We start from the raw sequence: 20,351 nt of genomic DNA on the forward strand, positions 1-20,351 counted from the left end.
ATTCGTGTGGGGGCGAAACTGGTCCTCGCGCCCCTGAAAAGGACGGTATTCACCAGCCCTCATGGGTTGGGAGACACGCTGTAGGTTTTAGCTATGCCGCATCCGGGGATCGATCTGTTCGACGAGTTCGCGGTGGAACTCACCGCGGACGGAACTCCGGCCGCGCCCATGGCCGTGGTGCCGTTGGACGTATTCGGCACGGAAACACCGGACCGAATCGCCCGGACCGCCGAACGGATGAATCAGGCGCTACCGCTCGTGATCGGGGTGCTGCGCGGGCCTGTGACACCGGGCCTTGCACCACTGCTGGATGCGGCGACGCTCACCATCGCGACGGACACCACCGCGAGTTCGCTGCCACAGGCCGTTGTGGTGGACGATGTCGATGCCGCGCTCGATCTGCTCCGCGCGGCGGTGCGACGTTCGCCGCGCGCGGCCGTTGCCTGTGGGCAGCTGCTGCGCCAGACGGTGAGGTTGCCGACCGTTCCCGCGCTGGCGGCGGAGGCGGCGGTGTACTCGATGCTCCTCGGCGGTACCGAATTCGAGCGCTGGCTGGTCGAGCGTGGTGCGCCGCGCACGATCGAACCGCCATCGCATCCATTGGTCCGGACATACCGTGGCGAAGATCGCCTGACGATCACGCTCGATCACCCGCAGCGCCGCAATGCACTCAGCATGCGGCTGCGTGAGGATCTGCTGGAGGCGGTGCGGCTGGCCGACCTCGATCCCACGCTCACCGCGGTCGAAATCAACGGGGCGGGACCGGTTTTCAGCAGCGGCGGTGATCTGGACGAGTTCGGTACCGCGACGGATCTGGTGGCCGCGTATATGGTCCGGCTGGACCGGGCGCCATGGCGGATCATCGACCGCATCCGGGATCGGGTCACGGTGCGGGCCCACGGTGCCTGCATCGGTGCGGGCGCGGAGGTCGCCGCCTTCGCGGGCACGGTGATCGCCGCCCCCGATACTTACTTCGCATTCCCGGAAGTGCGAATGGGCCTGGTGCCGGGAGCGGGCGGTACCGTCAGCGTGCCGCGGCGGATCGGTCGCTGGCGCGCCGCCTGGTTGATGCTGACCGAACAGCGCTTGGCGGCGGCCGCCGCGCTGGAGTGGGGCATGGTCGATGCCGTCGAACAGATGAGGAGGTGATCGCAAACGAGTACCTCGGCTACGGCGGCGGTGCTGCGGGATTGGGTGCACTCGCTGTGCCCGTCCGATGTTCTGTCGCGCCCGCTCGAAACGCAGCCGGAATGCGCGGCGCTCGCCTGGGCCGCATCCGGCGTCATGGACCTGACCGGACACCCCGACCGCGCCCCCGTCCTCTCGCCCGCCGCGGCATACGGACTGCTCCTCGAAACCACCGAGGCACTGGCACGAATCACCGCACAGCTCGGCTCCGAAGTCCGAGCCGACCCAGGACTGCTCCTGACCGGCCGAGCCGCATTCCTGAACCTCCGCCGCGGCGGTCAGCGAACAGCGGGCGGCGCCGGTCGCTTACTGCGAACCTCGGACGGCTGGTGCGCGATCACCTTGAGCCGCCAAGACGATATCGACTCGATACCCGCGATCCTGGGCGTGGATTCGATGTCCGACGATCCCTGGGAAACACTCACCACAGCTGCCCGTGAGTGGACCGCAACCGACCTCGCCGACCGAGCACAGCTACTCGGCGTTCCCGCCGCCGCGCTACCCATCGACTCGTACCCCGCCGCCGGTTACCCCGCTGGTCCACTGGCCTCCGCAGCCTCTCCTGCCGCTGCGCTCCGCGACGATGCGCCTGCCGCCGCCCCGCCTGCTGCTGCGGACCCTGCTGGTGCGCTGGCCCCCGTCGCGCATCCTGCCGCTGCGCTGCATGCCGATGCGTCCGCTGCCCCGCCCGCCGCCGGGGTGCCTGCCGCTGCGGACCCTGCTGGTGCGCTGTCTGATGCTGGACGCCCTGCTGACGCGCGTTCCGCTGACGCCCACCCTGCCGCCGCGTCGAATGCCGACGCGGCCTCTGCCGCTACGGGCCATGCTGCGGCGCTGTCTGACGCCGGGTGCCCTGCTGACGCGCGCCGTGCCGACGCATACCCTGCCACGGCCGCGTCGCGTCCTGACGTGCCCCTTGGTGCTGCGGGCCGTGCCGATGCGCCCCCTGCTGCTGCGGACCCTGCTGTGGCCGCCGGGCGCTCTGTTGATGCGCGCCCTGCCGCCCTGCGGCGCGCCGCTGCGCCGCCTGCCGACGCTCCGTCTGCCCCGGATTTGCCCGATGACGCGGTACGCCGTGTCGTGGGACCATCGGCCACATCGTCCGAGACGGCTGGTCCCCAATGCCCTTGGCGGACAAGTCGGATCGCCGAACCAGTCGTCGGAGCACGGCTGAACGGGGCGGTGGTTGTGGACCTGTCCTCGATGTGGGCTGGGCCGCTGTGTGCGCACCTGCTCGGGCGCGCTGGGGCGCGGGTGATCAAGGTGGAGAGCACCCGACGACCGGATGGCGCACGTCGTGGTGATCCGCGCTTCTTCGATTGGCTCCACGGCGGGCACGAACAGATCGCCCTCGACTTCCATGCGCCGGAAGGGCGGGAAATGCTGCGCGAGCTGGTGTCGACCGCGGATGTGGTGATCGAGGCATCCCGGCCGCGGGCGCTGGCACAACTGGGGCTGGCTCCCGGGAATCGCGTGCATCGCGACGGGCAGGTCTGGCTGAGCTCGACCGGATATGGTCGCGCCGAGCCGATGCGGGTGGCATTCGGCGATGACGCGGCGGTGGCGGGCGGGCTGGTCGGCTGGGATGGGGCTGAGCCGGTGTTCTGCGGCGACGCCATCGCTGATCCACTTACCGGAATCTGTGCCGCCCTTGCGGTGTGCTGCGCTGTTCTGGGTGGCGGGGGACAGCTGATCGATCTGTCCATGCGGGCCACCGCCGCCGCCTTCGCCGCAGCCCCAGCACTCGCCCATGGACCGCATCGAGTGCGTGCCGATGGCGCGGATTGGATTGTCGAGTGCCCGCGATACGGTCGTTCGCAACGGGTGCTGCGTCCGCGGGTACCGCCTCTTGGTGGCGGGACATGAACGAAATACATTGTTCCCCATGCTGATTCGTGACGCCGAGGTATTCGGTTCCGGTCGGATGGACGTGCGCACTCGCGGCGGTGTCATCGTCGAATGCGCAACCGGATTGGTTCGCCTGCCGGGTGAGGACGAGATCAACGCAGCCGGTGGTTGGTTGCTGCCCGGACTGCACGACCACCACATCCACCTGCGTTCACTCGCGGCGACCTACGAATCCGTTCCACTGGGCCCGCCGCAGGTGCGCACCGCAATGGAGCTTGCGGCGCGACTACGGGAGATAGATCGAAATCTGCGGCCTGGCAAGTGGATTCGCGGCACCGGATACCACGAGTCGGTAGCCGGACCCCTCGACCGTGCGGTGCTGGACCGGATAGTCCCGCACCGTCCGGTGCGCGTACAGCACCGCACAGGTGTGCTGTGGCAGCTCAACTCGATGGCGTGCGACCTGGTCGGTCTGGACAGCAATGACGCACCGGGTGTGGAACGCGACGAGACCGGTCGGCCGACCGGGCGATTGCGCCGGCTGGACTCCTGGCTAGGGGAACGAATCGACTCGCGCACAACGGATCTGGCCGCCGTCAGCGTGGCCGCGGCGGCAATGGGCATCACCGGATTCACCGACGCGACTCCAGGACTCGCACAGGCCGATATCGACCAATTGGCCGAGACGGTCGACGCCGGGCGGATCGTCCAGCGCGTGCACTGCATGGCTCCTCCCGAAGTGTCCGAGCCCGACGGCGCACGTTTCACGTTGGGCCCAACCAAGATCGTGCTCGATGATGTCGATCTGCCTGCCTTCGATGAATTCGCCGACCGGCTGCGCGCGATTCATGCGGCAGGCCGGTCAGTCGCGGTGCACTGCGTCACGCGGGTGCAGTTCATCTTGACCATGGCCGCACTGGATTCGGTCGGTGTGCGCGCGGGGGACCGGATCGAACACGGCGCGATTATCCCGCGCGAATCCTTGGATTGGCTACGCGGACAGGATATTTCGGTCGTCACCCAACCACATTTCGTGGTCGAACGAGCCGAGCAGTACCGCGCCGAGGTGCCCGCCGAGGACCTGCCGGATCTCTGGCGTCTGCGTTCGCTGCTCGATGCCGGGGTAGGGGTCGCAGCAGGATCCGATGCGCCATTCGGTGCGCCCGATCCGTGGTCGGTACTGCGTGCCGCGGTACATCGCCCGCCGGAATTCCGTGCCGCGGAAGGAGTGTCGCTGCCCGCAGCGCTGTCACTGTTCTTCGGCGCACCCGACACCCCGGCGACACCGCGCCGGATCACACCAGGCGCGGTCGCTGACCTGACATTGCTGTCGGTGCCGCCGGATCAGGCCGCACACCACCTCGATGCGGAGCTCGTCTCGGCGACCATCGTGGCCGGTGAGCTGGTGTATTCGGGCCAGTAGACGCCGCACATACCGTCGATAGTGACCTCTTCGACCAGTGCGTCAGCGATCCCAAGTCGGACTCGGGCGCAGTGCCCTGTTCCGCACGCCCTTCAATCCGATATTCGTCAGTTTGTGACGAATATCGAACGATAGATAGCGATGCCCACCAGCGGGCTCGGTTGGATCCCGGTGAGCGGGATGACCTCGAGTATGCCCGGTCTTCGCGTCGGTAACCGCTTTCCGTAATCCCGAGACAGCCTCGCCAACCTGACCCGAGCTCGGCTTCCACGACTATGATCGGCAGGTCGGGGTCGGCAGTTCAGCCTCGAGAGGTGATCGTATGTTCCGACATTGCGGCTTCGGGGGTTCGCACACATCGACGCCGGTCGATTAGCCGATTCGCCATGTCCGATTCCGAGAACGACCGCACTCAGCGCGATATCCAGTTCGGGATCGTCGCGGAACTGACCGCCGCCGGATTCGAGGATGCCGAGGAGATCGGCCGAGGGGGTTTCGGGGTCGTCTACCGGTGTCTGGAGCGCTCGCTCGATCGCACCGTCGCGGTCAAGGTGCTGACATCGGAGATCACCGGTGACGAACGCGAGCGCTTCGTCCGCGAGCAGCACGCGCTCGGCCGACTCTCGGGACACCCCAATATCGTTGCGGTCCACCAGGTCGATGTGACGGCCGACGGCAGCCCGTTCATCGTCATGCCGTTCCATTCGCGCGGTTCGCTGGATGCGCGTTTGCGCGCGACGGGCCCGCTGCCGTGGCAGGAGTTGCTGTCGATCGGGGTGAAGATCGCCGGGGCGCTGGCCGCGGCGCATGCGGCGGGCACATTGCACCGTGATGTGAAGCCCGCGAACATTCTGGTGACCGACTACGGAGAGCCGCAACTGGCGGACTTCGGCATCGCGCATATCGGCGGTGGATTCGAAACCTCCGACGGACGCATCACCGGCACACCGGCATTCATCGCACCCGAGGTGCTGCGGGGTACGCCGCCGAGCGCGGTTGCCGACATCTACAGCCTCGGCGCCACTTTGTTCACCCTGCTAACCGGGCACGCGGCCGTCGAACGCCGCACTGGTGAGGCCGTGCTCGCGCATTTCGTCCGAGTCACCTCGACTCCCGGGCCAGACCTGGGCGAAGTCGATGTTCCCGCCGAACTCCGCGCCGCGATCGAAGCGGCGATGGCCACCGATCCGGATCGAAGACCGCGTACGGCAGTCGAATTCGGATATCTGCTGCGCGATGTCCAACGCCATAGTGGGCTCGATGTGGACGCCATGGCGGTGCCCGCGGACGCGCAGCAGCCGCGGTCCGGTCCGATAATGGTTCCCGCACAGCGCGGGACCGGCCCGCGCACCACGGCGCCACCGCCGGTCCCGTCGACCAAATATCGCCCGCCGACCTCGGCCCGTCCCCTGGTGGACCGGCCGCGGCTGCTGCGCAAACTGCGGGAGGGCGGCAATCGTCGACTACTGCTCATCCACGCGCCGCCGGGCTTCGGCAAGAGCACGCTGGCCGCGCAGTGGCGCGATGTGCTCACCGCACAAGGGATGTCGGTCGGCTGGTTGACGATCGACCACGACGACAACAATGTCGTCTGGTTCCTCGCCCACTTGGTCGAGGCGATTCGCCGAGCGCGCCCGGATCTGGCCGGCGGGCTGGTCACAATGCTGGAGGAGCGTTCCAGCGATGCCACTCGCTACGTGCTGGCATCGCTCATCGATGAAGTGCACGACAGCGGTGCGCCGATCGCCGTCGTCATCGATGACTGGAACCTCGTCACCGATGCCGGTACCCGCGCCGCCATGGAATTCCTGCTGGATAACGGATGCCATCACCTGCGGGTGATCGTCACCGGCCGAACGCGGGCGGGATTGCCGCTCAGCCGGATGCGGGTCGGCGACGAACTGGTCGAAATAGATTCCGACGACCTGCGATTCGACGAGGCCGAGTCGGCGGCGTTCTTGCTCGACATCAATAGCCTGAGGCTGGACCGATCGCAGGTCGCCGAATTGCTCGACTCGACCGAAGGTTGGATCGCGGCACTACAACTCGCCTCGCTGTCGCTGCGCGGTAGTCGTGACCCCGCCGGATTCATCGATCAACTCTCGGGCCGACATCAGGCGATCGGCGAATACCTCGTAGAAAACGTGCTCGATACGCTGGATCCGGAGCTGCTCGACTTTCTGCTGGCGACCTCGATCACCGAAAAAATCTGTGCCGGACTGGCCGAAGCACTGTCGGGCCCTGCGGCTGCGCAGCTCTTGCAGCAGGTCAAGGCCCGAGATCTGTTCCTGCGCAGTGTCGACTTCCCGGACAATATCGGCGGCGAATTCGAGTGGTTCCGCTATCACCGTATGTTCGGCGACTTCCTGCGTCGCAGGCTCGCCGTACAGGATCCCGACCGATGCCTGCGGCTGCATCGCATCGCGGCCGACTGGTTCGCCGAGCACGCGATGTTGAACGAGGCGGTGGATCATGCACTGGCCGCTCATGATTCGGTGGGTGCGCTGCGATTGATCGAGGATCGCGCGACGGAACTGCTCGAGAGTGCCCGCACGGCCACGCTGCTCGGGCTGGTCGCGAAACTGCCGACCGCGGTCGCGGTATCGAGTGCGCGTCTACAACTGTTCGTGGCATGGGCGAATATCTCGCTGCAGCGGCCGGTGCCTGCCGAGGCGGCGTTGGATCGGGCCGACGCGGTGCTGGGTGCCGGTCAGCCGGATGCGGACGACATCACCGATCTCCATGTCGAGGCCGCGCTGGCGCGTGCCGCGTGCCGACTCACCTCCGACCGAGTCGCGGAAATGCCGGAGCTCGTCGCGCATCGGCTCGAGACGGAGGTCAACCCTTTCATCGCGACCATCGCGGCGGGCGTTGGATCGGCGGCCGCCCTCTATCGGTTCGACTTCGACGAGGTGTACCGGTGGCAGCGGTGGGTGGCGCCGCATCGGGCCCGGGTCAAGGGACCGACCGGCTTGCTGCACAGCTACGGCTTGACCGGTGTGGCTGCCTTCGAACAACTCGATATCGCGGCGGCGCAGGCGCATCTGGAAACCGCTCGGGCGCTGGCGCTGGAGACCGGCCGCTATTCCTACATCACGCGCATGACGGGCGCCTTGCTCGGTGCGCTGTGTTATTGGCGGGGCGACATCGACGAGGCCAAGGAGCTACTCGACGAGAGCGTCAAGGCGGGGCCCGAAGGTGGTGCCGTCGAATTCATGTCGGCGACCTATGGCGTCGGCGCGCGAATCGCGGCACTGCGCGGCGATCTCGCAGCGGCGCGGGAGCGGCTCGCCGAGGGGGCGAAGATGGCGCACAATCTCGCGCTGCCCCGGTTGGCCGCGCGCATTGTCAACGAACGGATCCGCATGGGCCTGCCCATCGCCGCGGACGAGGTCGCCGCACTCGAGCGACTGGAGCCCTACCGCGCCGAAGGCGACGGGATCACCATCCTGACCTCGGAAATCCAGTGGGATTCGGCGATCCGGCTGCTATTGGCGGATCGCTCGGCCGGAAGCATCGAGACCGCCACTGTGCTGGCCGAGCGGTTGGTGCGTGGCCTCGAACATCAGCGCCGCCCGCGTGCGCTCTTGGAGGCGCGACTGCTGTTGGCGTGCTGCCTGGCGAGCGCGGATCGTGTGGAAGAGGCTGTCGCCGTGCTGGATCCGGTATTGGCGCAATGCGCCGAACTCGGCCTGCCGCGGTTGGCGGCTGATGCCGGAACTGCCATCGAGCCCGCCGTCGTCGCGCTCATCGGTACCGATCCCGCGCTGCGCCGGACGCCGCTGACATTTCTGACGCAGTTGCTGCCCGCCGGTACCGGTCGGCAGTAGCCCTCGGAAATCATTTATGGCGTGGATCACACTGGCCTGTCTCGGGTCGGCAGTGGAGGCTATATTGAGTGTACTGAATATGGCTGTCACTCATTCGTCGGTCATCGCGCTGCGAGGAGTGGACACATCGATGTGTTGCACGGCGAGGACACGACAATGGCTCGACACAATTCACCGACGGCGCTCGTATGCCAGCCCGAATGGCACCCGATTTCGCTGCGCCGGTCTCGCCCGTGTGGTGACGATTGCCGCATCCGAGTGCGTTTTCACGGGCACCCCACGCTGCAGTATCGCGCGGCGCGGGAGGCCGCCGAGTGTTTCGCTGCGGCCGTGCGGGGATTGGGCGTGGACGTCGATATTGATACCGAGCTCGACGAGGGGCTGCTTCCGCTGCCCTGTGCCCGGCTGTGGACATCTTAGCCGGATCCCGACAATAAGGAGTCTCTTTTCGCATGACGATGATCGATGCCGCGATCCTGGCACTCCGGCTGGTGGTCGGGCTGACCATGGCCGCGCACGGCTATAACCACCTGTTCGGCCCGGGTGGTGTGGCCGGTACGGCGGGCTGGTTCGCCTCGATGGGACTGCGGCCGCCCCGGGTGCACGCGATATTGAGCGGTGCCGGGGAGTTGGCGGCCGGAATCGCCTTCGCGGTCGGGCTGCTCACCGCGCCCGCTGCGGCGTTCGTCGTCGGCAGTATGGCGGTGGCCGCGGTCATCGCGCATCGGAAGAACGGCTTCTTCGTATTCAAGGATGGCTACGAGTATGTGCTGATGCTCGCTGTGGTAGCCGGTTGTATCGCGGCCATCGGGCCGGGCAAGGCCTCGCTCGATAGCGCGCTCGGCATCGATACGACGCTCGACGGTGGTCTCGGACTGGCCGTCGCGGTAATCGGTGGCGTCGGCGGCGCGGCGATTCTGCTCGCCGTGAGTTGGCGGCCGAAAAGGCAAGCAGAATAAGGGAATTCGATGCCCCCGCGCCGATCGTGGTGCGGGGCTGTTCACTAGCTCAGAACCACGCGCCGCGCTCACCCATGGCGACCAGCTCGCCGAGCGCTTCGCTGGGCAGGGCGATCCGTGGTGTGGGCGGTATATGACGTGGTCGGTCCGGCTGCGGCGTGACGCCGAACAACTTCTCGGAGATCGCATGCGCGGAATTGGCGACCAATGGCGCCAGTCGTTCGAGTGCTGCCTGGGCGTCGCAGACGATGGATATCGCGCCGATCGGCCCGTCCGGACCGCGCACCGCCGCACCGACACAGGCGATATGCGAATAACATTCGCCGCGCTCGAAGGCCAGGCCGTTGCGCGCCCGGATCCGGCTCAATTCCTGGTGCAGGATACCGATATCGCTGATGCTTCGGGCGGTTCGCCGCTGGATCGCGCCCTTGAATTGTTTGTCGACCCGCTCGGGTGATAACCAGGCGAGCATGCTTTTGCCGATGGCCGTGCAGTGCGCGGGGGCGCGGCCACCGACCCGGGACGGAATCTCGACCGCGGCCCGGCCGCCGAACTTATCCAGATAGTAGACCTCGGTGCCATCCAATACGGCCAGGTGCACGACCATTTCGGTGCGCACCGCCAGCGCGTGCAGCAGTGGGAATGCCGCGGCGCGCAATGCGTTGTGGCCGTCTTCTCTGCCACCGAGACCCAATGCGAGGGATCCGAGGCCGTACTCCCTGCCGTCGCGCTCGAGCCAGCGCAGTTGAACGAGGTGTTTCAGGATGCGGTGGGTCGAGGACCGGGGTATGTTGGTCCGGCCGCTGACCTCCTCGAGCGTGAGGCGCGTCTGGGCGCCCCCGAACGATTCCATGATCAGTGTCATGCGTTCCACGAGCGAGGGGGATAACGCAGACTGCTCTGCGGCGTCGGCAGCTTCACTGATCCTCAACATCGAGGTCATCTCAGCGCCTCCTAACTTGGCCGGACTCGTACTTCAGCGGCCAGTCTAAACACGCGAAGGCGCCGGATCGGCGGAAATCGCCGAAATTTATACAGATCGGTACAGAGAACTTTTTGGAACAAAGAGGATACCGTTCTGCCTCCCGGCTGTTACTCGCAGCCGGGCGCTCCTGGGCTCAGCCGGAAATGGGTGCTTCCGGCCGAGCCTCAGGCTACTGACTATTGCTCGTGCTCAAGCAATCTCGGGTATCGAGCCGGTCATTCGGCGGCGCCCGCGAGGTCGAGTGCCGCGAGGTAGGAGAAGACGAGAGACGACCCGACCGGTGTCCCGGCGCCCGGGTACACCCGGCCGGACATGGCGGCCATCGTGTTACCGCTCGCGTACAGGCCCGCGATCGGCTCGCCGTCCTCGCGCAGCACGCGAGCGTGCTCGTCGGTCTTCAGACCACCCTTGGTGCCGATGTCGGCGAGTGCGATGGTGGCGGTGTAGTAGGGCGGAGTGTCGATCGGCGCGACGAGCGGGTTCGGGTAGCCGTTGTCGAGGGGCTGCACGTAGTTCATCACGGGTCCGGCGGGGAACCCGATGACGTACTGGGTCATCTGGTCCCAGGCGGTCTCGCCACGGTGGAACTTCTCGTCGACCCCCTTGTCGGCATAGGAATTGAACTCCTCGATCGACTTACGGAGGTTCTCGGCGGGCACGGCGATGAGATCGGCCAACTCCTCGATGGTGTCGGCCTTGCGCAGCGCACCCGATTCGAACCACTCCGGGCGGGGCGGCGCGGCCGGGTCGCCACCGAAGCTGTCCCGGTCGATGTGGCGCTGATCGAAGATCCAGTGGCACGGAGTGTGCGCGACGCCGGTCTCTTTGTGCAGGCGCAGCATCTCGCGCCCGGCCCGGTCGTAGGGCAGCAGTTCGTTCATGAAGCGCTCGCCCGCGCTATTGACCCAGATGCCGCTGCGGCTACCGGTGTGGAAGACCGGTCGTCCCCCGGGTTGCACGAGACCGGGGATGTACCACGCTTGGTCCAGCAACTCGGTGGCCGCTCCGATCGCGACGGCAGCCTGCAGCGCGTCGCCGGTGTTCCCAGGAGCGCCATCGGACCAGTCACCGTGGTAGGGGGCGACCTTGTGCTTCTCGCGCAGCTCGCGATTGCGCTCGAATCCGCCGGCGGCGAGGATGACACCGCGGGTAGCGCGAATGCGAACCCGCTCGCCCTTGCTGACCGCTTCCACGCCGACCACTCGGTCGCCCTCGACGATCAGGCTCTCGAGCGCGGTCTCGAGCTTGTAGGAGCCATTCCCGGTCTCCAGGAACGCCTTCAGCGTTCGCGCTATGAGGGCGCGGCCGCCGGTGAGCACGGATGCCGGCTCTCCGCCCCAGATCTCGATGGGCAGCTGGTCGCGGATCAGCGGCGCGAGATCACCGAGCTCGGCGGCCTCGATCTCGGCCGGGAAGATGGTGTTGCCCGCGGCCGTCGCGCCCGGCTTCTCCGCGAAGTAGTCGGGCACGGGCTGGTAGAAGAAGGACCCGAACTGCGGGTTCTGCTCGAGTTCGTCGATCAGTATCGGCCCGGTGTGCAGATAGGCATCCTGCCTGGCTTCGCGGGACGGGTCGTCGACGATCGCGCGGAGGTAGCCGCGCACCGTTTCGACATCGTTGTCGACGCCCGCGCGGCGCAGTGGGGCACTGCCCGGAAACCACAGTCCCGCACCGGAATAGGCGGTTGTGCCGCCGAAGCGGTCGGTCTTCTCGATGACGAGTGTGCGCAGGCCACGAGATGCGGCGGCGTAGGCGCCGACCAGCCCTCCTCCGGACCCGACGACCACGACGTCGTAGGTTTCCTCGTCAGCGGGCATAACTGTCTCCTTGCTTCCGGACCGCGAATCTCCTGCCATCGCCCCCGCCCAGTGACCTGGGTCACCCGGGGCGTGGACCTCCCGAGTGTGGGGGCTGTGGCAATCGGGCCGGGATCGGTTTCCGCTGTGCGGAAGCAGTGCCCCCTCCGACCAGGGCGACCGCGCGGCTCCCGGTGGGCGGAAATTCTCCTGGTGGCGCGCGCCACACGAATTAGCGTTCCTGGCCGTCAATCGATTTCAAGGAGAGCTTGCATGACTCTTTCCCACGACTACGATCCCGGCCCGCAGATCGCCCATGCCGGTGGCATCAATCTCGGCACGCCGGACCTGGAGCGTTCGCTGGGGTTCTTCCGCGACCTGCTCGGCATGGAGGTCGTCGCGCAGGCCGATGGTGTGGCCTACCTGCGCGGTTACCAGGAGCTCGTGCACCACTCGCTCGTGTTGACCCAGCAGGCCGAGGCCCGGGTGAACACCTACAGCTTCCGGGTCCAGCGCAAGCAGGATGTCGAGCTGTTCCACAAGCAGCTCGAGCAGCAGGAGATCGAGACGGTCGTGCTGCCCGCCGGTCACGAAACCGGCCGGGGCGAGGCGATCCGGTTCTTGGTGCCGGGCAGTGAGCATCCGTTCGAGCTCTACTACGACATCGACAAGCCGATCGCGCCTGAGTCGCTGCGCTCGAAGCTGCCGAGCAACAGCTCGCGCCGTCGTGGCTTCGGCGTTCGCCGCCTCGACCACCTGAATGTGCAGTGCAGCCCCAGCACGGTCAATGGCGCCGAGGCATGGCTGCAGAACGCGCTCGGATTCAAGCGCCGTGAGTTCGCCATGATTCCGCAGTTCCCGGAGACACTGATGGCGTCGTGGCTGTCGGTTACACCCCAGGTGCACGACATCGCGATCGGCGTGAACGGTGAGGAGAAGAACGGCGCGTTCCACCATATCGCCTTCAATATCGAGAATTACCACGACATTCTGCGGGCGGCGGACGAGATCCGTGATCTCGACATCGATTACGGGCATGGTCCGGGCAAGCACGGCATCGGTCAGGCCATGTACCTCTACATTCACGATCCGGGCTCCGGCCACCGCATCGAGCTCTACTCCGGCGGATATCACATCTTCGATCCGGACTGGCAAGCGATCGAGTGGAAGATTCCGGAGCTGCAGTACGGCCAGACGTGGTACGGAGAGGCGCTCGACGTGGGCCCGGGCGGCGCATTCCTGTCCACCACACCATCGGCCGGACTGAAGCCGTGACGGCGCTTACCTATGACTCGACCCTGGTGAAGAAGGACGTCGAAGGGCTCGAGTTCGCATACCACGAGGTGGGCGAGGGTGAGCCGCTGATCCTGTTGCACGGTTCGGGGCCCGGGGTCAGTGCCTGGTCGAACTTCCAGCACAATCTGCCCGTCTTCGGCGAACAGTTCCGAGTGATCGCGCCCGATCTGCCCGGCTTCGGCGGTAGCGCGCTGCCCGAACTCGATGAGATCTACCCGGTGGTCGCCGCGAAGTGGATCGCGCGGCTGATGGATCACCTTGGCATCGAGTCCGCGGTGTTCATCGGCAACTCCATGGGCGGGGTGGTGGTGGCGGAATTGGCCGCCCTGCATCCCGAACGGGTGCGCCGGATGGCCATCATGGGCTCCGGCGGACTTTCGGTCGGCATCTTCCAGGCCGACCCGAGCGAGGGCTTTCAGCGACTGTTCGAATTCCTCGGCGATCCCACCCGCGACCGCATGATCGCCTGGATCAAGGCGATGGTGTTCAACCCCGCGCTGATCACCGACGAACTCGTCGACGAACGCATGCGCAATGCCACCGCCGAGGGCGTGATCGACCGGATGAAGGCGATCTTCGGTTCGATGTTCGGTCCGAAGCTGCGTCAGACGTATACGCCGTTGTGGACCAAGGCTGCCACCGTCACGACTCCGACGCTGATGCTGTGGGGCCGCGACGACCGGATGCTGCCCTACGACCAGGCACACTTCGCGAACCGCTGGCTGCCCGATGTCGAACTGCACACCTTCGCCCGCTGCGGGCATTGGGCGCAGATCGAGCGCAAGTCCGATTTCGAGCGGGTGGCGATCGAATTCCTCACCCGCAAACCGTCGGCCGCATAGTCCGTCCGACTCCGGTGCACCATGCGTCTTTCCAGTGAGCGGAAAGTCCGTGGTGACCGAATGGACCAAGGAATCACAATGAGCGAATCCCCGCGCCAGATCGGCACTTTCGGTGGCCGTCGCGGCGGCACCTGTAGTTTCCCAGTAAGTAGGAGGTGTGCGTCGTGGCACACGAAGTAGTCCAACGTGTCGAGGAGCTGGGGCCGGAACTGGCCGCGCTCGCCGAGGAGAACGAGAAGCTCGGCAAGCTGAGCGATAAGACCGCCCAACTGCTGCGGTCTGCCGGGGTGATCCGGCTGCTGCAGCCCAAGGAGTTCGGTGGTTATGAAGCGCACCCGCGCGACTTCGCCGAAACCGTGATGGCGGTCGCGCAGCACGACCCCGCCGCGGGGTGGGTGTGCGGCGTCGTCGGCGTCCACCCGTGGGAGATGGCACAGATGGATCCCCGTCTGCCGCAAGAGGTTTGGGGCGAGAACCCGGACACCTGGATCGCCTCGCCCTATATGCCGATGGGTGTCGCCGATCCGGTCGAGGGTGGCTACCGGCTCACCGGGCGCTGGCCGTTCTCCTCGGGCACCGACCACTGCGACTGGGTCTTCCTAGGCGCACTGCTCGGTGACGGCACCGGCAAGCCCGCCGGACCGCCGACCGTGCTGCACGTGGTCGTTCCCCGCGCGGACTACAAGATCATCGACGATTCCTGGGACGTGGTCGGCCTGTGTGGCACCGGCAGTAAGGACGTCGTGATCGAGGGGGCGTTCCTGCCCGACCACCGGGTGATCGTCCAGGACGAAATCATGCAGGGTGCGGCGGCGGAGAAGCGCGGGCTCACCGACACGGTGTACAAGCTGCCCTTCACGACCATGTTCCCGCTCGGACTCACCGCCGCGGTCATCGGGATCTGCGAGGGCGGACTGGCCGTGCACCTGGCCCAACAGCGCGAACGGGTCGCCGTGACCGGTGTCCAAGTGCGCGACGATCCGTACACGCTCTACGCCGCGGGCGAGGCGGCTTCGGAGATCCAGGCGTCGCGGATTCAGTTGATCGAGGGCGTCAGTCGGCTCTACGACCAGGTGGAGGCCGGAAAGCCGATCACACTCGAGGACCGGTCGGATATCCGGCGCAATCAGGTTCGCTGCGCCTGGCGGGCGGTGTCGGCACTGGACGAGATCTTCGCGCGCTCAGGTGGAAACGCGGGTCGGCGCAGCAACCCGATCCAGCGGTACTGGCGCGACGCGCATATGGCACTGCAGCACATGATCCACGTTCCTGGCACGGCCTACCACGCGAATGCCTTGGTCAAGATGGGGCTCGAGCTGCCGCCGTCGATGATCGTGATGGTCTGACGGGAACAGTCAGGGAGGACGGACGGCTATGAGTGAGCGTAGCGAGCGAACCATAAACACAGCCGAGCACTCGCTCGTGCCGGAGCCGAGCGCCAGCGAGGCGCAGGCATGAGCGAGATCCGATCGACGCAGGAGACGGTCGTGGCGATCAATACGCGCCACTTCCGGGATGTGCTCGGCCATTTCCCCACGAGCGTGGTCGCGATCACCACTCTCGACGACGATCAGCGCCCGCACGGGTTCATCGTCGGGACGTTCACCTCCGTTTCGCTCGACCCACCCCTGGTGTCGTTCCTGGTGGACGCGTCTTCCATGACCCTGCAACGCATCCGCGAGACCGGCCGGTTCTGCGCAAATGCGTTGGCGGGCAACCAGGAACATGTGTCGCGGCGCATGGCGTCCAGAGGACGCGACCGGTTCGAGGGCGTGCCGTGGCAGTCGTCGGCATTGGGCAATCCGGTATTGGACGGTGTTGTCGCGTGGGTGGACTGCACCGTTGCCCAGATCGTCGAGATCGGTGACCACGTCCTGGTCGTCGGGCAGGTGCACGAACTGCGGGTGGAGTCGGTGCGTACCCCGCTGCTGTTCTTCCGCGGCGGGTACGGCGACTATCTCGCCAGCGCACCGCTGGTATTGGACCGGCTCGTCGGATGGTAGTCACCTGAACCCGGTGTAACAGTGCGCAATTCGGCGACCCCGATGGCAGGGCAGGCCATTGGGGTCGCCGTCTGTTCAGACCAGCATGTCATCGACGTACAACCCGAACGAGCCGCGGCCGCACAGCGCCAGTGACGATTCGACATCGTTACCGGCGTGGATGCTGCCCGTATGCGCGTCCCGCCAGGCCCGTTCGATCGGATTGCCGCGACGTCGCGACATACCGCCGGCGGCCTGGAAAACCAGATCGATCGCGGTGATCGCGCGCTCGGTGCCGCACACCTGGTCCCGGCGGCCGCGCAGCCGTAGCTCCATCGAAATGTCCTCGCGGCGGCGCGCCCGCTCGTAGAGGTCGTGCAGGTTCCGGTGCAGCTGCAGCACGGCGGCGTCGACATCGGATTCGGCACGTGCGACGGCGATCTGCACGGATCGGTCCGTGCTGAGACCGCCGCCGCCGAAACTCGGTCGGTTGATATTGCGCATGCGCGTGAGGAATTTCTCCAGACAGCCTTCGGCCAAGCCGATCATCGGCGCGGTGACCGAATAGCTGTACATCGTGCCGAACGGCATGCGATACAGCGGGCCGGTATTCAATTTCTGGCCAGGACCACGCCGGTGGGTGATGTCGTAATTGCGCGTGGTTCGGTATTCCGGGACGAAAATTCGATCGATGTGCAGATCATGGCTGCCCGTGCCGCGCAGGCCGACGGCGTCCCACACCCTATCGATGCGGTAGTCCGCACGCGGTACCAGCGCCGACACGATATCCACCGGATCACCGTTGTCGGCGTAAACAGTCCCGCCGAGCACTGCCCATGACGCATGCGCGATGCCGGATGCGAAGCGCCAATGTCCGCTGAGTTCATAGCCGCCTTCGACCGGTGTCAACCGGCCGACCGGCGCATAGGACGGACAGATCAGCGCATTCGGGTTTTCTGACCACACCTCGCGTTGTGCGCGTTCGTCGAAAAGCGCCATATGCCATGGAACGATACCGAGTACCGAGGTCACCCACCCGGTGGAGCCGCAGGTGCCCGCGATCATTCGGACCACGTCGTAGAACTGATTCGGATCGGCCTCCATACCGCCGCTCCATTTCGGTTGCAGCAGCCGAAAGACCCCGGTGGCGATCAGGTCCCTCATCGTCTGTTCCGGAATTTCGCCGGTCACGTCGACCTGGGCCGCGCGTTCGGCCAAGACCGGCAGCAGCCCGCGTACCGCCTCGGCTACATCGTTGTCCATGCGGTAATCCTGCGCCTCGAGCACCGCGTACTCCAGCCGCACACCTCGGATTCGCACGCGGCTGCCGCTGAACGGGATTACCTGCCGTGGCCGCCGCAGCGGCGGTTCGGCCGTCCCGCTCTGCGGAAGTTCGCCGCCAGTCGAATGTGCGGGTCATCACACTGGGGGAGCTTTCGTCCTCGGGGACGGAATTGATCGTGATGAGTACAGAGATCGAAGGAGATCCGTTGAAAAAATCAGTCTATTTCAGATTGCAGCGCTGGTCGGCGTGGAGCGGATTCCTGGTTCTCGTACTGATGCTCGTCGCCTACGGTGTCGGCGACTTGCTCTCGCCCATGAGTCCGACGATGTCCGCGAATGAGATCCGTGACTTCCTGGTCGACCATCAGCACGGGATTCTGCTGTGTGTGGCCATCATGGTGCTGACCGTGCCCTTCGAATATCCGTATGTCGTCGCGACCAGCATGCAGATGAGGCGAGTCGAGGGTGGCTGGGGCTGGCTGTCGATGGTCCAGCTGACCACCGGCGTCGTCGCGCCGACCGGCTTCTTCTACCCCTTGGCGATTCTGGCCGCCGCCGCGTATCGGCCGGAAAGCCATTCCCCCGATGTCCTGTCCGCGATGACCGACATCTTCTGGCTGATGTATGTGGGCAACGCCTGTATTTTCGTGCTGCAGGTTTGGTCGATCGGATTCGCTTCCTACTTCGACCAGCGCGCCAAGCCGATTTTCCCGCGCTGGTACGCGCACCTGAGCATGCTCCTGGGTGTGCTGCTCATCTCGGGCGCCTTCGTCTTCCTGAACAAGACCGGCCCGTTCGCGTGGAATGGCATTCTGGCCCAGGGTATTCCGGCGATCGCCTATCTCGTCTGGAAGGTTGCCACGCCGCTGGTACTGCTGAAGGCGATCAAGGGCGAGGAAGCCGAACTCGCCGCGAAGGACGCCGTCGAGGCGGAGCCTGCGACCGCGTAGCTCTGGTGGCGGCTGCCGGTTTCGCGCGGGTTGCACGAAACCGGCAGCGCCTTTATGGGTAGGTACCGGTCATCTCGACCGATGACGAGGCGGAGGAATACAGGTGAGTGAATCGCGGCCGATCCTGCACGTACCAGCACGGGATATCCCCGTGCCGACGTCGGTGAGCGAGCAGGCGCAGGCGATACTGGCCCGGGGCACGCTCGGGCCGTCCCCGGAATATCCGGCACGGGATGACCTCCAGGGCTGGCGGGACATGATCGCATCGACGGACGCCGAAGTGCTTGGAATGCTGGCGATGCGGGGCGGGGCGACGGATGCGCCCGGTCCTTCGGTATCGGAGCTCCGGCCACAGTCGTTGCCGCGCAGCGTAATTCGGCTAGACGGAGAGTGCGAAACCGCCTGTCACACGGAGTGTTTCACCGGTGACGAAGGACGCCTTCGACGAGACCAGATAGAGCAGTGCCTCGACGATGTCGCGTTCCTCGCCCTCACGCTGGAGAATCTGCTGACCCATGACGCGCTCGGCCTCGTCACGAGCGAGTTCGGCCCGAATGGTCTCGGTGAAGATCAAACCAGGTGCGATCGCGTTGACGCGGATGCCGTCGGGGGCGAATTCGCGGGCGAAGGACATGGTCAGCCCGCGCACGGCGAGTTTGGAGACGCCGTAGACGGTTCGGTTGGCGTAGGCCGCCGACGACGAGATATTGACGATCGATGCGCCCTCGCGCCCGCTCATCGCCTTGTGCGCCGCCAGCGTGCAGTTGACCACGCCCATGACATTGACGTCGAATACCCGCCGGACTTTGGCCAGGCCGAGTTCGGTGAACGGCCTGTTGTATGCGGCATGCAGGCCCGCATTGTTGACCAGGATGTCGATACCGCCGTGGCGTTCGGCGACCGCGTCGATCATCGCGGCGACGCCGTCCTCGTCGGCGACATCGCAGGCCACGCCGGTCGCATTGCGGCCCTGCGCGATCAGTTCCTCGGCTGCGGATTCGGCGACCCCGCCGTCGATATCGGCGAGCACGACGTGCGCGCCCAGTTCCGACAATGCGGTGCCGAATGCCTTACCGAAGCCGCGGCCGCCTCCGGTGATGACCGCGATCTTGCCCTCATATTCGGACATCGCGTCCCTCCTTCGAACAGAGCACCGTAATGTGATGCCCGACTTGAACTTCGCGTTCGGAACCGTGATCACTTCGGGGCGAAGCGCTGGCCCGCGTCCAAGCGCAGGCACTGGCCGTTGAGCATGGGGTTGTCGATGATGGCGAGGGCGAGTTTGGCGTACTCCTCCGGACGGCCGAGCCGTTTCGGGAAGGCGGCGTCCTTGACCAATTGCGCCCGCATCTCGTCCGGGATTTTGGCGGTTATACCGGTCTCGAACAGGCTGGGCGCGATGGCGAGTACCCGAATGCCGAGGGAGCCGAGATCACGGGCCATGGTGAGGCACATACCCGCGATGGCGGCCTTGGCGGCGCCATAGGCGACCTGACCGATCTGGCCTTCGAAGGCCGCGATCGACGAGGTGTTGATGATGACGCCGCGTTCGCCGGTCTCCTCGGGATCCTCCGGTTCGTTGCGGCTCATATGCGCCGCGGCGAGCCTGCTGATGTTGAAGGTCGCGACGGCATTGAGGTCGAGCACCTGACGGAAGGCCTCGAGGTCGTGCGGACCTTCCTTGCCGAGCGTGCGCTTGGCTTTGCCGCCGCCCGCCGTGGTGATCGAGACATGCAGTCCACCAAGGGAATCCACCGCGTCGGCGAGTGCCTGCTCGGTCGCCGCGAAGTCGGTTATGTCGACGGGGTGGAAGCTGCCGCCGAGTGCGGCGGCGACCTCGGCGCCCGCCGTACCGGGACGGTCGAGCACCGCGACATCGGCGCCGCGCGCCGCCAGCAGTTCGGCACTGGCCCGGCCCATGCCGGAGGCGCCGCCGAATACGACGACCTTCTTGCCCTTGATTTCCAT

Annotated in this window: 15 protein-coding genes; 10 read left to right on the forward strand and 5 right to left on the reverse strand. The window is 66.1% G+C overall.

Annotation, left to right across the window (positions count from 1 at the left end; translation table 11 throughout):
• Positions 1-93 precede the first annotated feature (93 nt).
• The 5 genes from ACIBG0_RS01115 (at position 94) to ACIBG0_RS01135 (ending at position 9,248) form a co-directional block, all read left to right on the forward strand.
• Positions 94-1,149, forward strand: coding sequence for an enoyl-CoA hydratase/isomerase family protein (locus ACIBG0_RS01115; protein ID WP_397028098.1), 1,056 nt, complete (start codon positions 94-96; stop codon positions 1,147-1,149).
• A gap of 30 nt (positions 1,150-1,179) precedes the next feature.
• A complete protein-coding gene (locus ACIBG0_RS01120) occupies positions 1,180-3,054 on the forward strand; it encodes a CoA transferase (RefSeq protein ID WP_397028099.1) in 1,875 nt (624 codons plus the stop codon).
• A 19-nt stretch (positions 3,055-3,073) separates the two neighbouring features.
• The gene (locus tag ACIBG0_RS01125) at positions 3,074-4,459 is read left to right on the forward strand and encodes an amidohydrolase family protein (protein ID WP_397028101.1); all 1,386 of its coding nucleotides are present in this window, start codon (positions 3,074-3,076) and stop codon (positions 4,457-4,459) included.
• Positions 4,460-4,845: 386 nt separating this feature from the next.
• A complete protein-coding gene (locus ACIBG0_RS01130; RefSeq protein WP_397028102.1) occupies positions 4,846-8,289 on the forward strand; it encodes a protein kinase in 3,444 nt (1,147 codons plus the stop codon).
• A gap of 452 nt (positions 8,290-8,741) precedes the next feature.
• A complete protein-coding gene (locus ACIBG0_RS01135; RefSeq protein ID WP_397028104.1) occupies positions 8,742-9,248 on the forward strand; it encodes a DoxX family protein in 507 nt (168 codons plus the stop codon).
• Positions 9,249-9,297: 49 nt separating this feature from the next.
• Here the strand turns inward: ACIBG0_RS01135 and ACIBG0_RS01140 are convergent, their stop codons facing one another.
• Positions 9,298-10,191 (reverse strand): IclR family transcriptional regulator, encoded by an 894-nt coding sequence (locus ACIBG0_RS01140; protein WP_397028105.1) that lies wholly within the window; start codon positions 10,189-10,191, stop codon positions 9,298-9,300.
• A gap of 257 nt (positions 10,192-10,448) precedes the next feature.
• Positions 10,449-12,050 (reverse strand): FAD-dependent oxidoreductase, encoded by a 1,602-nt coding sequence (locus tag ACIBG0_RS01145; RefSeq protein ID WP_397028106.1) that lies wholly within the window; start codon positions 12,048-12,050, stop codon positions 10,449-10,451.
• Between the two features lie 252 nt (positions 12,051-12,302).
• Here ACIBG0_RS01145 and ACIBG0_RS01150 point away from each other — a divergent pair, with 252 nt between their 5' ends.
• From ACIBG0_RS01150 to ACIBG0_RS01165, 4 genes are all read left to right on the forward strand, one after another.
• Positions 12,303-13,304: a VOC family protein gene (locus tag ACIBG0_RS01150; protein ID WP_397028107.1), complete on the forward strand. Its 1,002-nt coding sequence runs from the start codon at positions 12,303-12,305 to the stop codon at positions 13,302-13,304.
• Positions 13,301-14,167: an alpha/beta fold hydrolase gene (locus ACIBG0_RS01155; RefSeq protein ID WP_397028109.1), complete on the forward strand. Its 867-nt coding sequence runs from the start codon at positions 13,301-13,303 to the stop codon at positions 14,165-14,167. Before ACIBG0_RS01150 ends, ACIBG0_RS01155 begins: the two co-directional genes overlap by 4 nt.
• Before the next feature lie 164 nt (positions 14,168-14,331).
• Positions 14,332-15,513, forward strand: a complete 1,182-nt coding sequence (locus ACIBG0_RS01160) for a hydroxylase (protein WP_397028111.1) — start codon at positions 14,332-14,334, stop codon at positions 15,511-15,513.
• A gap of 108 nt (positions 15,514-15,621) precedes the next feature.
• Positions 15,622-16,170, forward strand: coding sequence for a flavin reductase family protein (locus ACIBG0_RS01165; RefSeq protein WP_397028113.1), 549 nt, complete (start codon positions 15,622-15,624; stop codon positions 16,168-16,170).
• A 75-nt stretch (positions 16,171-16,245) separates the two neighbouring features.
• Here ACIBG0_RS01165 and hsaA read toward each other — a convergent pair whose 3' ends face one another.
• Positions 16,246-17,412, reverse strand: a complete 1,167-nt coding sequence (hsaA, locus tag ACIBG0_RS01170) for a 3-hydroxy-9,10-secoandrosta-1,3,5(10)-triene-9,17-dione monooxygenase oxygenase subunit (RefSeq protein ID WP_397030149.1) — start codon at positions 17,410-17,412, stop codon at positions 16,246-16,248.
• Positions 17,413-17,639: 227 nt separating this feature from the next.
• Here hsaA and ACIBG0_RS01175 point away from each other — a divergent pair, with 227 nt between their 5' ends.
• Positions 17,640-18,383 (forward strand): hypothetical protein, encoded by a 744-nt coding sequence (locus ACIBG0_RS01175; protein ID WP_397028115.1) that lies wholly within the window; start codon positions 17,640-17,642, stop codon positions 18,381-18,383.
• A gap of 379 nt (positions 18,384-18,762) precedes the next feature.
• On the opposite strand, the gene ACIBG0_RS01180 is transcribed toward ACIBG0_RS01175, so the two are convergent.
• Entirely contained in the window at positions 18,763-19,512 is a 750-nt protein-coding gene (locus tag ACIBG0_RS01180) for an SDR family NAD(P)-dependent oxidoreductase (protein WP_397028116.1), read from the reverse strand.
• A 68-nt stretch (positions 19,513-19,580) separates the two neighbouring features.
• Positions 19,581-20,351: an SDR family NAD(P)-dependent oxidoreductase gene (locus tag ACIBG0_RS01185; protein ID WP_397028118.1), complete on the reverse strand. Its 771-nt coding sequence runs from the start codon at positions 20,349-20,351 to the stop codon at positions 19,581-19,583.

It is taken from the genome of Nocardia sp. NPDC050630, assembly GCF_044457245.1.
Lineage (GTDB): Bacteria > Actinomycetota > Actinomycetes > Mycobacteriales > Mycobacteriaceae > Nocardia.

Coding starts and splice junctions, on each gene's coding strand:
- ACIBG0_RS01115 (WP_397028098.1), top strand. CDS start 94: ATGCCGCATCCGGGGATCGATCTGTTCGACGAGTTCGCGGTGGAACTC.
- ACIBG0_RS01125 (WP_397028101.1), top strand. CDS start 3,074: ATGCTGATTCGTGACGCCGAGGTATTCGGTTCCGGTCGGATGGACGTG.
- ACIBG0_RS01130 (WP_397028102.1), top strand. CDS start 4,846: ATGTCCGATTCCGAGAACGACCGCACTCAGCGCGATATCCAGTTCGGG.
- ACIBG0_RS01135 (WP_397028104.1), top strand. CDS start 8,742: ATGACGATGATCGATGCCGCGATCCTGGCACTCCGGCTGGTGGTCGGG.
- ACIBG0_RS01140 (WP_397028105.1), bottom strand. CDS start 10,191: ATGACCTCGATGTTGAGGATCAGTGAAGCTGCCGACGCCGCAGAGCAG.
- ACIBG0_RS01145 (WP_397028106.1), bottom strand. CDS start 12,050: ATGCCCGCTGACGAGGAAACCTACGACGTCGTGGTCGTCGGGTCCGGA.
- ACIBG0_RS01150 (WP_397028107.1), top strand. CDS start 12,303: ATGACTCTTTCCCACGACTACGATCCCGGCCCGCAGATCGCCCATGCC.
- ACIBG0_RS01165 (WP_397028113.1), top strand. CDS start 15,622: ATGAGCGAGATCCGATCGACGCAGGAGACGGTCGTGGCGATCAATACG.
- hsaA (WP_397030149.1), bottom strand. CDS start 17,412: ATGGACAACGATGTAGCCGAGGCGGTACGCGGGCTGCTGCCGGTCTTG.
- ACIBG0_RS01180 (WP_397028116.1), bottom strand. CDS start 19,512: ATGTCCGAATATGAGGGCAAGATCGCGGTCATCACCGGAGGCGGCCGC.
- ACIBG0_RS01185 (WP_397028118.1), bottom strand. CDS start 20,351: ATGGAAATCAAGGGCAAGAAGGTCGTCGTATTCGGCGGCGCCTCCGGC.